Genomic DNA, 15,288 nt, shown 5'->3' with positions numbered 1-15,288 from the left:
GCTGTGATTGCTTTCATGCTGATCATTTATGTGGCTGTGGTGACTTTGCTCTTCAAGTTGAAGTTGCTGAAACCAAAACCATATCCGATTGCGATAGTGGTGGTGGCTGGCCTTTTCGTTATCGGTGGACCAGCCGTTGCCTGGACTCTGTGCGCACCAGTTACTCCTCGCGCTGTCACGACTCAATACGTCGTTCAACTCGTGCCCTATGTGAAGGGACAAGTCACTAAGGTGCATGCTCAGGCGAACGTACCGATGAAGAAGGGCGACTTGCTTCTTGAGATTAATCCAGCGCCGTATCAGTACGCCCTTGACCAAGCGGTTGCTCAACTTCACGTTTCGGAAGAAGGGCTTAATCAAGCTAAATCTGGTGTCGTTGTTGCCAAGTCCGGTGTGGCGAGTGCCGAGGCTAAAATCCAACAGGCCAATGCAGCGATCAGCCAATCTAAAGCGGTGGTTTCCAGTGCCTTGGCAGGCATCACCAGAGCCAAAGCAGCGGTCGCCAGTTCCCAGGCAGGTGTCGTCAAAGCCAAGGCTGCGGATGAATTGGCGAAAACGGAAGAGCAAATTGCTGTTAAACTTCAGAATACGGACGCAGGTGCGATCAGTTCGCTTCGTGTTACTCAGACCATTCAAAGTCGCGAGGCAGCGGACGCGGCCCTTGAGGCGGCGGAAAGTGCTGTCAATGAGGCACAGGCCACACTCCAGCAGGCTGAGGCAAGTCTTGTTCAGTCTCAATCTGCACAGCAACAAGCGGAAGCTCGACTCGGTGCAGCTCAAGCCGCCTTGCAACAGGCTCATGCCACAGAAAGTCAGGCACTGTTCGCTACGAAAATGGCCACAAGTAATATTCAAGTCGCCGAGTCGCAGGTCAGTAACGCTCGATTCAACTTGGAACAATGCAAAATGTTTGCGCCAGCAGATGGTTATGTCGTCAATTGGACTGTCCAGGAGGGCACCATGCTGGTGCCAATGCCTTTGGCAGCTGCCGGGACATTCATCAACACGGAAGAGACTTTCATCGCGGCATCATTTCATCAGAATTCTTTAATGAATGTCCAGCCCGGCAATGAAGTCGAGTTAGTTCTGAATCCCTATCCCGGACGACTCTTCAAGGGAAAGGTGGACATGATCATTCCGGCTACTGGCGAGGGGCAATACGACCCAAGCAAATCAATCCCCCTTGCCTCCCAAGTCGGTTCCCAAGGGTATCTGGCTGTGAAAATTCTTTTGGATGAGGATCAGGAGAAGCCCGAATTCCCGCTGGGAGTTGGCGGCACGGTTGCTATTTATACCGATTATGGCAAGCCTGTTCACATCATCTCAAAGGTTACAATTCGAATGAAGAAGTGGCTTTTGTACATCATTCCAAGTTAGTTTAAGCCCTTTTTGGCAGTGCTGCTCCAGAATTGGGGTGAACTGTCGTTTTGGACCTGATTCCAGAGCTCCAAGCTTTTCTAATTTAATCGAGTGATTGCAGCCTTTCTGCAAGGTTTATCTCATTCGGGCTGAGCGTGCTAACCGATACAATCCCCATGGGTTGCGTTATCCCTATTCTTGTTGTATTGGGAATTCTAGGTTGGCACGAGCTGTAGGTAGAAAATCCATTCTACTTGTAGATCGTTTGCATACCTTGTGCATTGGGAACACGGTTGCAATGGAATCGCGATGACTTCTTGTAAATCTTTACATTCAAAACACAAGAAGTCATTGAACCGACGAGCGCTGCGCCAGAACTTGCTAGTGACATGGGTACTTAGCTTGACGCTCTTGAGTGGTTGCTCGACAACGCTCCAAGAGTTTGTGCATAACGGTTTCAAAGTGGGGCCGGAATATCAACGTCCACCAGCGCCACTGGCAGATGCATGGATCGACTCGGGCAAAGTCGGCGTTAGCAACGCCTCACCGAATTATAGCGATTGGTGGGCGGCCTTCGACGATCCTGTACTTAACAATCTGATCGTGACCGCTTACGAGCAGAATGTGAATTTACGAGTAGCCAGTATTCGTGTACTCGAGGCCCGCGCTCAAAAAGCGATTGCCGTCGGAACTCTGTTTCCGCAAAGTCAATCGATTGACGGATCGTACACCCGCACACAAACGAGCAAGAATGTCGCGATCCCATCTCCCATAAGAAGCTTCAGTACCTGGAACGCCACTTTTGGCGCCACGTGGGAAATTGATTTCTGGGGTAAGATTCGTCGCATCATCGAGTCAACTGACGACGTTGTCGATGCTTCGGTTGATGATTACGATAATGTCATGGTTTCGCTAATCGGCGATGTCGCTTCCACCTATGTCACCTATCGAGTCCTTCAGCAACAACTCCAGTATTTGGAGCAGAACATCAGTCTGCAGGAAGCCACACTCAAAATTGCTACGGAGCGATGGGAGGCGGGGCAGACCAATGAATTGGGGACAGTCCAGGCAACTTCACTTTTGGAACAACTGAAGGCGACCATTCCGACTGTCGAGTCTGGCGTCCGAGTGACACAAAACCAACTCTGTGTCTTGTTGGGCATGCCACCGACCGATCTGGCCGAGATGCTTGGCAAGGCCCCAATCCCTGAATCTCCCCCCGAAGTACTTGTGGGTATTCCCGCAGATTTGATTCGCCGCAGACCGGATCTTCGCTCCGCAGAAAGATTCATTGCTGCTCAAAATGCCCAGATCGGTGTCGCAGAAGCCGACTTTTATCCCAACTTCTTTATTAGTGGAAACATTGGCTACCAGGCAAAGGATCTAGATCTCCTCTTCGGACCACGGAGCGGTATCGGGCAAATCACACCGGGACTCAATTGGGATATTCTAAACTACGGACGCATCGCGAATAATGTGCGCCTTCAAGAATTTAAAACACAAGAACTGGTGGCCGTTTATCAGCAAAAAGTTCTGGTTGCCGCCCGTGAAGTCGAGAATGGAATCATCAATTATTTGAACTCTCAAGTGTCGGCTAGACACCTCACGGCCAGCGTCGCGGCAGCCGAACGTGCCGTAACCTTGGCCTCCGCACAATACAACGCAGGCGTCATTGATTTCACGTCTGTGTTCGTAGCGGAGCAGTTCCTGGTACAGCAACAGAATTTGTTAGCTCAGGCTCAAGGAGATATCGCTCTCGGCTTGATCACCGTGTATCGATCACTTGGTGGCGGATGGGAATTGCGTCTATCTGACCCAGAAGTAGACACTGATTCCGAGGTCATTCCGACGCCTTCTTTTGAAACATTTCCGGACGCCCCAACTTTCATCGAGCCTATGGTTGAGGCTGAGACTGAGGTCAGGGAAATTGACTTCCAATTGTTTCAACCGGAAAGTGCTCCTCCGGCGAATGAAAAACCAGAGTTTGTGATTTCAGAATAGGAAAGAGATTCGATGTCGAGAAAATTGGTTTGTCTCCTCGGTTTTCTGACCGCGTGGGGATTTGTGAACTTGACCGTTGCCCAAGAGCCTCAGCTCTTTCCAGCCAGTTCCTGCGAACTGACTTGCGATACAGTGACGTGCGATACAGGGACATACGATACCGGAACATGTGATTCTATGATGGAGGGGTCAGACGATTGCTGCCCCTGTCATCACGATTGTGTGGGGAGTTGCTTTCCGGCCAACTGCTGTTGCGACGACTATACTCCTCGTCCGTTTCCGCGTTCTTGTTATCCGACCTACCCGTCATGGTACAAGTGCGTTCCTGCCGGAGACGTCTCTTGTTCTGGGAGTCCCCGACCATCCAAAGAGAAACGAACCTGGTGGTTCATTTCCAAGTGTCACACGTTGCGAGAGGCCCTCTGGCTTGATCCTTAACTTCAATAAAGCGGTCAGAATTAGAGAGTGCAGTTCATTATGCCAAGCTCGTATGCCTGTTTGATTCTGATGATACTGTAAACCTGTTGTCGCAAACTGTTGTCTTCGAGAAAGCCACGGCGACACCGCACTTCGTAGGGGAAAAGACACTACTCCGATAATATCTCGATGGAATCGATAACTCACTTGTCATTCGACTTCTAAAGCCAGGATGGACAGATCATCGGTGAGATGCCCGTTACCGCTCCAATCGACAACTTGTTGTTCGATGTTCCGAACACCTTCAGTGATGGACTTTGAACGGCCTGCGGCAAGCTGTGTTTGCAATCTTTCCTCGCCATATTGTTCGCCGTCTGGATTGGCTTGTTCGACGACTCCGTCGGAATAGACGAATAGTCGATCGCCCGGACTTAACTGCACGTGACAGTCTTCATACTCATAATCTTCAACAGCACCGACTAAAATTCCTTCAGCATCCAGCAATGTTGGAGGCTGATCTTGAGAAACGCGAATGGCTGGATTGTGACCTGCAGAACCGATCTGAAGTTCGCGTGTGCGAACGTTGAGGATACCGTAAGCCATTGTGAAGAACTTCCCACCGGATTCTTCCATAGGGAATCGGCGATTCAACTCCCGTAACACTTCTGAAGGGGGTGCAATGCGATTCTTCGATTCTCCCTCGATCGGTTGAACGAGTAGCGACGAAATTGACGGCGTCGAGTTCATCATGCGGCTGATACTGACTGAGAGTAATGCTGCCGCGACACCATGACCACTGACGTCGGCAACATAAAACCCGACATGCTCCTCATCAAGCTTGAAGGCTCCGAGAATGTCGCCCGCCAGCTCATCACAAGGCCGAAACTTCCAGGCGAATGAGACACCTTCAAGATCCGGCGATGAAACGGGTAACAATGATTTCTGCAAATCAGCGGCCGAATCGAGATCAGATTTCATACGAAGGTTATGCTCGGCGAGGCTGCGTTCCAATTGCACGATGCGTTCACCAGCGCGCACGCGAACTCGCAACTCATTTCGGTCAAACGGCTTGGTGACGAAATCGTCTGCTCCCGTTTCCATCCCCTCAACGATTTCGCTGGTCTCGCTCTTCGAGGTAAGCATGATTACGTAGGTGTATTCATCACGATTCATGGAACGTATTCGCCGAACTAGCTCCAGCCCATCCATTTCGGGCATCATCCAGTCGGTCAGGACGAGCGAATAACCACCCTCTTGAAAGAGTTCCCACGCCTGGGCACCGTTTTCTACTGCCGTCGGTTCATAGCCCATTTTCTCCAGGTAGCGCTCCAGACGGAGTCGTGTCGCCAGTTCATCTTCTGCAATTAGAATTTTCACGTTCGGGTCCGATCTACTCACCGCGATTTATGATGGAATACAGCTTTCGAGCGCCGATTTCAGTTGTTGCAATGCTGCGTCTAGTTGTTGACAGGTTTCTCTGGCATTGCTGAGGTTACCTTCTTTGCCCATCACCTCAAGTTCGAGAGCCAGTTCGAAAGCGTTTTTAGCAAAGAAGTTGCCGCTTCCTCCTTTAATAGTATGAGCGATGCTGGAAACAGTCTCACTATCTCCGCTCTCGATGGCTTCGTTCATTTTTTGTAACATTTCCGGTGTCAGCTGAAAATAAGAGGCGACCATCTCAGCGAGGAGATCCTCATCTCCCTCATACTCTTGTTGGAGTCCCTCACGATCGAAAATCTCAGCTTCATTTACAGCTTCATTTACGGGCTCAGTAACAGTGGGCGTTACAGGCACTTTCTCCGGACTTTCTGGAGTAGTAGCAGTCCCGGCTACGCTTTCGACTGCTTCATAGAGGGCTTTCCTGCGGACAGGCTTCGAGACATATCCGTCCATGCCAGCTTCCAGACACCTTTCGGCGTCGCCTTGCATCGCGTGGGCAGTCATCGCGACAATCGGTAGATGTCCTCCGGTCTCACGTTCCTTTTCACGAATCGCATTCGTTAAAGCGAAACCATCCATTTCCGGCATCTGAATGTCGGTCAACAGCAAGTCAAATGATTCGTTCTCAAGAACGGCAAGTGCCTCGATGCCGTTGTTGGCGACGACAACCGAATGCCCTCGGCGTTCGAGGAGCCGGACGGCCAACTGCTGGTTCGGCGGATGATCTTCGGCGAGAAGGATAGAGAGTGGTTTGACTTCCGCAGTTTCTTCTTTGTCACTTGATGCGGGAGCAGCCTTGCTTTTGTGTTTGCCCATTGCCGTCCCAATCGCATCCAACAAGGTTGATTGCTTGATTGGTTTCGTTAGCAGCGCAGCCACGTCAATCTCTCTGGCGCGAGCCGCGTCACCGCTGGTTCGCGCGGACGTCAAAAGCATCAACGTCAGGTCTTGTAGCTCAGGTTGAGCACGAACCCAGAGTAAGAAGTCATAACCGTCCATGTCGGGCATATTGACATCGGAAAGCACTAATTTGAACTGTGGGCCATTTTCGATAGTTTGTTCCAGCAACTGGATCGCTTTTTGTGGGCTGTTAATCGTCGTCGGATTGAGCCCCCAGTGAGTCAGGATTTCTTGAAGGATCCGCAAATTCGTATCGTTGTCATCTACCACAAGAACGGGCAGGCCCTCCATTTCGTCGAGGCCGGCCGCAACGGGAATCGTTGCGGGATCTTGGATGCCAAATTGTGATGTGAAGTGAAACGTGGTCCCGACGCCAACCTTGCTCTCCAGCCAGATTTCCCCACCCATCATTCCGACTAGTTGACGCGAGATGGCCAAGCCGAGGCCGGTCCCGCCATAGCGACGGCTAGTGGACGTGTCGGCCTGGTCGAACGCCCCAAAGACTTTTTCCTGAGCTTCTACAGGAATTCCTATCCCCGTATCGGAAACGGAGAAATGCAGAAGTATCGATTCCTCAGATCGAGATTTAACCTTCACGCTCAAGACGACTTCCCCTTCCGTGGTGAACTTGATGGCATTGCCGATCAGGTTCACAATCACTTGCCGTATTCGGCCGGGGTCTCCGATCAAATGATCGGGGATTTCGGGCAACACGTCACAAGCCAACTCGAGTCCTTTCTTATGAGCCCGGAGTGCGAGTGTGTGATTGGCGTCGCCGAGCGTATCACGAAGCTTAAAGCTGATATTGTCCAGGTCGAGTTTGCCTGCTTCAATCTTCGAGAAATCGAGGATGTCGTTGATTAACATGAGGAGCGCTTCGCCAGAGGAGAGCACGGTTCGCAAGTACTCTGTTTGTTCGGAATCGAGATTGGTGTCCAAAGCCAATTCCGACATACCGATGATGGCGTTCATCGGGGTGCGGATTTCGTGACTCATGTTGGCAAGAAAGTCGCTTTTGGCTTTGCTGGCAGCTTCCGCTTCCTTACTGGCCTGTTCCAGTTGACTGGTACGTTGGGCGACCAGTTCCTCCAAATTGTCTCGATGCTGTCGCAGTTCTTCCGTTTTCAGCCTGACGGTTCTCTTAAGGGCCCGGTTCCAGGTGAAGATGATCGCAATCACCGCGAGTGCAGTAGAAAGACTGATCCAGAACCACCGCTGCATGTAAAAGGGAAGCGGTTCTGGCAGAGGAGAGACCCAGCGGTTAATGATCTCCTTGCGTTTTTCGCTCGAAATCGAATCGAGCCCTTTTTGGAGTATCGTGACCAGTTCCGGCCAGTCACTTCGCACACTGAATCCCATCTGGTAGGTGTATCCGGACTCTCCTGCGATGCGGACATTTGCGATGCCTTCATTTTCAATTACGTACGAGGCCGCTGCATATTCGCTGATAAACGCTTTCACGCTGCCTGAAGAAATGGCGAACATTCCTTCGCGAGGCGAATTGACCAGTATCAGTTCAAGCTCTGGATATTTTTCTTCGAGGTATTCCTGAACAGCATAGCCCTCGATGACGGCGACTCGCTCACCTTTCAGGGCCTCCATGTTGAGATCTTCGTCTCCCGCCTGAACCAGAATGACCGCTGGGAAGATGATGTACGGTTCGGTGAATTTTGCGTATTCGAGCCGGTCCACCGTCTCTGCTGCAATCGGAAAGACATCGACTTCACGCGCCTGCATCATTTGCAGGTTTTCATTCCAGGAACCAGTCTGCACTACCTGGAATTCAATCCCCAGCACCTGCTCGATCTCATGAACGAAATCCGCCGTGATGCCAACGTACTCGTTCTTTTCATTGAACCATTCCGTTGGCCGGTATTCGGGAGTCGGAGCAAGCCGAATCACTGGATGATCGCGAAGCCACTCCCGTTCTTGAGAGTTCAGAATGTCGTCATTGGGAGCTTGAGCGCAGGCAAAGTGGGCGAACCACTGCGTGATCACGAAGATGACGATGATAAGGCGTTTAGAATTCATGTATCTCAATATACCGCCGAGGGACAGCAAGGGGTACTAATTGAAAGAATAGCCAGTCTCCGAATACGGGATTCGGAAACTGGCTATTAGACTTCATTAGAGGTGACCAACGCACTTGGGAAAACCAACCGGCGGGACGAAGCAGTCCTGCCCTTGCCAATCCTGCACGTTGAACACCAGTATGATGAACGGCACGGTGAAAATCTGCGGCATGTGAATAGCATGTCGGCGAGAGAATCCGTGGTTAAGCTTTTTACTGATTATCGTTCGAAGAATCATCGCCACCAGCGGGCTTCTTGAGGCGAACCATCAGCAATTGTTGTGTCTTATCTTTACCTTTGTGCAACAGTAACGGGGCTTGCTCTTTCGTAAAGTTATACAGACCTGACTCATAAATATCTGTCTGGTCGTCTCCCACGGTAAAAGCTGCCCGTTGCGTCTTTTTGTCGACCGATCCATGAACAACTTGCGAATCTTTAGAATCGGACTTTGTGTAGTTTCCTCGCAGGATACCTTCTTTATTAACTGCAAGTTGAATCGTTGCGGAAGCACTTTTGGCTCCCGAATCACTCAGGGCAAATACACCGAGAGGAAGCCAATCTCCTTGCGAAGACGACTCCGAATCACTAGAGCCATCCGAAGCTAATTGACTTGCCTGGTTATAATATTCTTCGCTCGTTCCGACATCTTTTCCGGAGACGTAGACATCTTCTCCCTGGTAGACGACATTATCGCCGTAGTCATAATAGAGAGGGGCATTATATTCTGGATAAGCAAACCAGGTTCCGAGTGAACGCCAGGTCGCATCTCGCCAGGCGTAGCCCGCGCCCCAACCCGCAGCACGCCACGCCGTTGGATGTGCACCATACCAGCCACGCCCGTAGATATTGACATCATTATAATTGGTTCGGATCGCTGAAGCGTCTGAGTATCGAGTCGATGTAGGCACATGATTGAACCCACCTCCGACGCCCACTTGATTGGCGACGTTGACTTTGTTTCCGGTTACATTGTTACCCCATTCTCCAATATGATTTCCGGAACCGATGTTGTTCTCCTGGCCTATTCGCGATCCATTACCGGCACGACCGGCAATCCCACGACCGCCATTACCATTGCCACCCGCCAAATGATTCATGCCACCGTCGGAGGGTAGTCCGAGAAAGTTGCCGAGTTTTGATTTATCAGGAGAATTAAATCGAGAGCCTGCCTGACCGTCGGCTCCTCGACCATTGCCGAGCCCACCATCACCAAGTCTACTTTCACCTGAACCGTTGCCGCCAAGTCGATTTCCATCAGGTCGATTTCCATCAAGCCTGTTTCCATCCGGTCGATTGCCGCCAAAACCATTACCGCCCAGTCCGGCGTTACCAGGTCTGTTGCCACCGCCGAATCGGTCGCCACCTGCTCGGTCACCGCCAAACCCGCCACGATTAAATCCACCTCCGGCTCGGTCGCCCCCTAAGCCACCACGAAACCCACCGCCGCCTGCTCTTTCGCCGCCGAATCCTCCACCACCGAATCCGCCTCGACCGCCGCCAAATCCGCGTGCGAAACAGTCATCCAGAGGTAAGGCCAACATTGTACTCGCAATAACAATCGTCATTAAATATTTACGTAACATCGAAGCTTCCTTCGTATTGAAAATGATTGGGCATAGAAATCTATCGCGACGTGGGTGTTCAGTTCCGCTTCATTATGACTTCACCCGTATCCGGCAATTGTAAGTCGCCCAATGTACGATTCACGGACTTCCAAGCGAAGGCGTTTTCATCCAGACGAATCAGTGAGTTCACGGCTTTGGTTTCCATTCCATCTCCAGATTCGCCGTGCATTTCGGCTAGCCATCCGTTGCTCTGTGGCACCCAGTAACCTACTGCGTGCCCGCCATCTGAGTTGAAATTCCAGGATTGAATCTGGGAGCTGCGTGCATTCCATCCAAAGATTTGAAAACCTGATGTTTGAGAACCGTCGAGTTGAGTAACTGTGTGTGTAAGCTTCATGAAGTTACCACTTTCCACAGGTTCGAAAACGGACTCGATCTCGATACCCCGCTCTTCTGCTGTCCATGTCCCTGTCAGCCAGTCGAGATCCGAAATATGTTGTTCGGAAATCGGTGCGTCGACCCATTGGTCGCGAACCAGAGCGAGCTTCCATTTTCCATCCTCCAGTGAATGGATCGCCGTATAATGACAATAACCTGCATTTGCTGTGGCATTCTGATCGACGGTCGTTCGTCCTTCTTCAATCACGAGTTGACTACTCAACTTATGCAGGGAGTCGATCTCATTCTGAATTTGACTCTGGGGATGGGCAGCAAAGTAGTCGGCGTACACTTTCTGAATTTCATCGCGACCCGTGAATCGTTCCCCTGTCTCGTCTACGTACTCGCCATTCTCCATCCAGAGGCTCGCCACCGCTTCTGCGTTTCCTTCATTAAAGGCCTTCACGAACGCATCCGAGCCCGAACGAATTTCCTTCAGTTCAGAGGATTCTTCTACGGCCTGCGTCGTCTTACTTGCCGAGGCAGGCTCTGAGCGGGTTTCCTCCGTCCAGCCGATACTGTTAGACGATAAAGACACAAATAGAACTGCGGTAACAATACGTCTCACGGAAGGACTCCTGGAAAAGAAATTGGATTGTAAATTGTGGAGTTGTCAGGGGAAAATAAGTCCTCAGATAGAAATGGCAACAGGGTGCCCGAGACTTTAAGGATGATTAAAACGGCTGTTTGAGTGGACTATTTCTCGTTTAATCAAATGACGTCAAAGTAGGCTGGCACGCAGCTCAAAAGGGGAGAACGATCACTGACGGACAAGAAAAATCTTCCTGAGAACTCGAAGATGGGGCACAAAAAACCCTTGGATTGCAGGCTCAAGAATCGCCACGGCCAGGCTGTAAAATAGGCTTTTTTCGGTGTTCGTTATTCGCAATGCGTCATTTCCCCTAGGCTACCCCAGATAGGGCTGTTTACCTATTTTTATGCTAGCCTCAAACCTGAACTTAAATCAATAAAAAATGGACTTTAAACTTCATTTTCAATGACAAGGGGTAATGCAGGCTCAAAATCCACCGATAGTACAGAGAGACTCGGAACCTGGAGTGCAGGAAATTCCAGAAAACCTGTTTAGACCTCCCGATGACTGCAGGTCTTCATCCCAAATGCATTTCCCAGTGAACTATCTTCTTTGGACTTATTAAGCCAATAACTGGCTGAACGACATTAAGGCGGTTAACGAGAATCGTAAATGAAATCAGGCTCCAACATCGCACTTCGCAAGGTTGGAGCCTGATTTGGTGATTACTGATAGGGGCAGGGTTATTGAACTAACTCGATTTCACTCGGCTGCCAGCTTTTATCGAAGAACGAGGGGAGTGGACTGTAGAGTCGAAGGATAGTGAACCAGCCCTTTTTCGGGTTGGTCTGAATCCAGTTCCCTCTCTCGACCCCTTCCGGCTGTTCCGCCGCAAAGTAGATGGTCGTTGAACCATCGGACTCTGCTTTTGCGGCAGGAGATGGATAGGTCTGGCTGCCCGCACGCGGGTATTTCTGCGGGGTCTGGAGCATCGATCTCGATTGATTATCATAGACGGTGAACGACCAGAAGGCCCGTGCGGGAATGTCCTTGGGCAGCGTCACTTTATAGGTCTTTCCACCATCGAACGGTTTTCCACTAGGATCCAGGAAGGCCATGAGGTATTGGGACCCGACGCCAGGTATCCGCATAATCATTCCCGGAGAATCGAGGGTGTAGGCGTAATAGAACGCCGTGCGAGAATCAAGAGTTCGAGCGCCCGTCGCTGGGTAAGGCTTGAACATACCGTCTTCAAAGGCGGGTGGAGGTGTCTCGAAAAAGGCGCCTCCTTCGAAGAGCATGTTGCCCCACTGCGAGTTGGGATAGTAAGCCCAATCGGGATGAATCGTGGCGAATCGCCAATTCAATACTCGACCAGTCGCACTGCCAATCGCGGCTGCATCAGTGAGGATCTTTTTCATTCGCGCATCAGGCTTGAAGGGCTTGCCATGCTGAATGCCGATGGCCGCCAATTGTCCCGCCAGTTCGACGTCATAACTGGTGGCAGGTTCTTGCTGAACATTCTCGTTGATCATCTCGAAGAAGCCGTAGTCGCTGGGAGGAATGGTGTTGAACGACTTACCAGTGGCCTCCACGAATTTAGTTTCAGGCGCCGGCGGACTCATTCCCAGTTTGACTTCACCCTCAAGGGCTTCGGCGATGCTTGTGCCGAATCCACCAGGCGTGTACGGGTAAACTTTCACGTTCTTCTTGATATTCTCGACCGCCGGTTTGGGATCATTGTCAACCAGGAATGACCGTGCAGCATACATGACTCGGTTCGTCTTGGAATGGGCAACAAAATATCCTCCTTCAGGCAGCGGGCCGTTATAGCCGGGTGGCACCAACAAGTACTTGCCACCAGCACCGCGATCTGGACCAGGACGACCGATGTCGACAATCCAAGAGAACCACATATCGTTGATCGTTCCCAGTCCTTCGGGGGGTTGCTCGATAACCATCGGGCCTTGCGACAGGTTGATGACACCCATGTAGTAGACCGTATCACAGTTCGCAGTGAGGAACAGCGAGTTGGCGTCCATCAATTCCGAGAAGATGACGATGCTATTGTCTTCGGCACCGATACTCTGAAGCCCTTTGCCAATGGCGTATGCCGACGCCCCGCGGAAACTGTTGTTGTAGACGTTGAGGGCGCGTGTGAAGTCCAGGGCGTATTTTACTTTTTCGGCCGTCTCTTCAGTCGGAACGCCATCCTCATAATCCAGCGGGCCGAATGGGCTTTCCACCTGATCAGGAGTGCTGATGAAAGGTGGAATCGGAGTCACATCTTGTGCGCTGGCGAATTGAAGACCAGGCATCACCGCCCAGGCCGCTAATAGAGTTAAGAACCCGACAAATAGGCTCTTGCGATTTACCTTGTGCATTGATTGTCCTCGTAGTGAATTGAGAGGGGGAGAACGAAATTAGAACCACTTTAAGCGTACCATTCAGCTGGCAGTGGCGAAAGACTCGCTTACTGTCAAAAGGGCGAATACCACAGTAATGGATGGCCCTGCGTGGTTTGGGTAGGTGAGGAAGACACACTGTTTCTGCTCGACTTAACAGCTCGCAATGATATGTCAAATCGTAAAGAAAGATTCAATTAGGTGACTTGCACAATATTCAGACGACTACTTAAACGGTAGGTTGATTGCAGTTGATACCACCATCTCGGGTGTTATTTACACAGTCCGCTAAGTCGTTTTCGGCATTGGATCTCTTTCGCGATGTATTCAATTACCTCAGTTAGTCCAAGCAACTGATTGCCAAGCCCCTGATGATATCGCATGGTCTAGTGATGGAGCTGCTTTGTTAAAATTCTCAACCGAATCAAAATGGGTATGACTTAAGGTGTTCGCGAAAGACCATCCATCTTAATTATCGAACGAACTGTCCGGTGTGCATCCTTGAATATTATTTATAGTATGAAGATCGGTATTTTATGTCGAAGAAGAACTTAGCGGCATCCGTTTCTTTATGTGGCGTCATCAATCGTAAAGAGGTTAAAGAGGAGTGTTCGTGTTTTTTGAATCACTGATCGGAGCCATTGTTCTCGCCGCCATTCATTTGTGTGCTGGCAAACTACGTTTTCTCGACGCGATGCGCCGCAGCCAATGGCTGTCGATTGCCGGTGGTGTGGCGGTGGCCTATGCCATCGTTCATCTTATGCCCGAACTCCAGAAGCATCACGAAGTTCTTCGGAAAACGACTGCGGATAAGGGCTACAATCTGATCGCAGAACATCTACTCTGGTTGTTGGTCTTGACTGGGCTGGTTGTCTTTTACGGTCTGGATAAAGCGGCCATACGCTCAAAGCGGCAATCGCAAGAAACTAGCAACCAAGTATTCTGGCTGCATATCGTTTCTTATGCAATCTACAACGCTTTGCTTGGATACTTGCTTGTGCGTGAAGATAGAGGGCTACAATCCTTGGTTCTATACCTCATCGGAATCGGATTACATTTTCTCGTTAACGATCACGGCTTGAGACAACATCACAAAGAGCGATATAGTCAGGTCGCCCGCTGGGTGCTTTCTGCTGCTATTCTGGTTGGCTGGGTCGTAGGAGTTTCTACGAAGCTCCATGAAGCCTTGACCGCGTCGGTGATGGCCTTCCTGGCGGGCGGAATTCTGCTCAATACATTTAAAGAGGAATTACCCGAAGAACGGAAAAGCCGCTTCTGGGCGTTCGCCTTGGGAGCAGGAGGATATGCGATTATTCTGGTCGCGAATTAATCAACATATCTCATCCAGGGCTAATGAGGCTGAGGCGTTCCAAGCAGAAGAACAAGAGACATTCGCCCATATTAAGGCCACGCACAATCAGACGTTCAGTGAGGGGCTACTCGATAAAGCTCCTCAGTTAAAACTGCCACTTCGAGCGAAGACGTGAAAAACTGATGAAAAGACACCCCTTTTAGTGTCGGACAGAGTCGGTCCGATTGGTTGACGACGAGCAGAGTCGAATCATTTCGCAGATCGGCAGGAAAGCGTTCGGCATGATCACGGAGAGGGAGGCAATGTGAAGTTCGCCTCAGCTCACGACCTACGGTGTTCATTCGCCGCTCGGTTATCGCTGAAGCTTCCTGCACAGCAACTCATGACCATGATGCGTCACGAGAGTATCGACACGACTTTGAAGTACTACTTCGGTCAGAATGCCCTATCACTATCCGATTTAGTGTATTCGGCATACGTAATGGACGATCCAGGTAACCCGGACAAAAACGCAGGTAAGAAGGCTAGTCAGCAAATCGATGTAAGTCGTTGAATAGTAATAAGTACGAGAGGGGGGACTCGAACCCCCACGTCGCTAAGGACACTGGATCCTAAATCCACAATTTCGATGTTGTATTTATGTGAATGTTACAGGACAGTTAGAGGTTATGTTGCTTCCAGTAAGGTGTTTGAATCGCTTTCTTAGGGTAATAAGAAAGATTTAGGATCGGATTCGTACGGGCAACATTGTTCCGAGTTTGTTCCGGCTACATCAACTAAAAACTACGGTTCACATTTACTGACGTGATTCATTTGCCCTCCTCTCCAAACTATAGACAGAGTTTGA

9 protein-coding genes are annotated in these 15,288 nt (G+C 50.5%); 4 read left to right on the top strand and 5 right to left on the bottom strand.

Translation table 11 applies throughout. The features are described from left to right. Positions 1-3 precede the first annotated feature (3 nt). On the top strand, positions 4-1,377 hold the full coding sequence (locus Pla110_RS12055) for an HlyD family secretion protein (RefSeq protein ID WP_144996005.1): 1,374 nt from the start codon (positions 4-6) through the stop codon (positions 1,375-1,377). A 366-nt stretch (positions 1,378-1,743) separates the two neighbouring features. Continuing rightward, positions 1,744-3,360, top strand: coding sequence for an efflux transporter outer membrane subunit (locus Pla110_RS12050; protein WP_231742391.1), 1,617 nt, complete (start codon positions 1,744-1,746; stop codon positions 3,358-3,360). Positions 3,361-3,987: 627 nt separating this feature from the next. On the opposite strand, the gene Pla110_RS12045 is transcribed toward Pla110_RS12050, so the two are convergent. From Pla110_RS12045 to Pla110_RS12025, 5 genes are all read right to left on the bottom strand, one after another. After that, entirely contained in the window at positions 3,988-5,154 is a 1,167-nt protein-coding gene (locus tag Pla110_RS12045; RefSeq protein ID WP_144996003.1) for a PP2C family protein-serine/threonine phosphatase, read from the bottom strand. Between the two features lie 27 nt (positions 5,155-5,181). Then, positions 5,182-8,148 (bottom strand): response regulator, encoded by a 2,967-nt coding sequence (locus tag Pla110_RS12040; protein WP_144996002.1) that lies wholly within the window; start codon positions 8,146-8,148, stop codon positions 5,182-5,184. Between the two features lie 253 nt (positions 8,149-8,401). Beyond that, a complete protein-coding gene (locus tag Pla110_RS12035) occupies positions 8,402-9,772 on the bottom strand; it encodes a protocadherin (protein ID WP_144996001.1) in 1,371 nt (456 codons plus the stop codon). A 58-nt stretch (positions 9,773-9,830) separates the two neighbouring features. Further along, complete coding sequence (locus Pla110_RS12030) at positions 9,831-10,760, bottom strand: YybH family protein (RefSeq protein WP_144996000.1); 930 nt, start codon at positions 10,758-10,760, stop codon at positions 9,831-9,833. Positions 10,761-11,467: 707 nt separating this feature from the next. Continuing rightward, entirely contained in the window at positions 11,468-13,042 is a 1,575-nt protein-coding gene (locus Pla110_RS12025) for a DUF1254 domain-containing protein (RefSeq protein WP_144999693.1), read from the bottom strand. Between the two features lie 700 nt (positions 13,043-13,742). Between Pla110_RS12025 and Pla110_RS12020 the strand changes: the two genes are divergently transcribed. Together Pla110_RS12020 and Pla110_RS12015 are read left to right on the top strand one after the other, a co-directional pair. Continuing rightward, the gene (locus Pla110_RS12020) at positions 13,743-14,459 is read left to right on the top strand and encodes a hypothetical protein (RefSeq protein ID WP_197440159.1); all 717 of its coding nucleotides are present in this window, start codon (positions 13,743-13,745) and stop codon (positions 14,457-14,459) included. 286 nt (positions 14,460-14,745) lie between these two features. Continuing rightward, positions 14,746-14,994, top strand: coding sequence for a site-specific integrase (locus Pla110_RS12015; RefSeq protein ID WP_144995999.1), 249 nt, complete (start codon positions 14,746-14,748; stop codon positions 14,992-14,994). Positions 14,995-15,288: the final 294 nt, after the last annotated feature.

This window comes from Polystyrenella longa (assembly GCF_007750395.1).
In the GTDB taxonomy this organism is placed as follows: domain Bacteria; phylum Planctomycetota; class Planctomycetia; order Planctomycetales; family Planctomycetaceae; genus Polystyrenella; species Polystyrenella longa.
Note: the sequence above shows the minus strand (reverse complement) of the source record. Positions and strands in the feature narration are given on the sequence as shown.

What these genes read in the sequence shown, in the direction of transcription:
- Pla110_RS12035 (WP_144996001.1), bottom strand. Translation starts at nt 9,772, where the DNA reads ATGTTACGTAAATATTTAATGACGATTGTTATTGCGAGTACAATGTTG.
- Pla110_RS12025 (WP_144999693.1), bottom strand. Translation starts at nt 13,042, where the DNA reads ATGCCTGGTCTTCAATTCGCCAGCGCACAAGATGTGACTCCGATTCCA.
- Pla110_RS12040 (WP_144996002.1), bottom strand. Translation starts at nt 8,148, where the DNA reads ATGAATTCTAAACGCCTTATCATCGTCATCTTCGTGATCACGCAGTGG.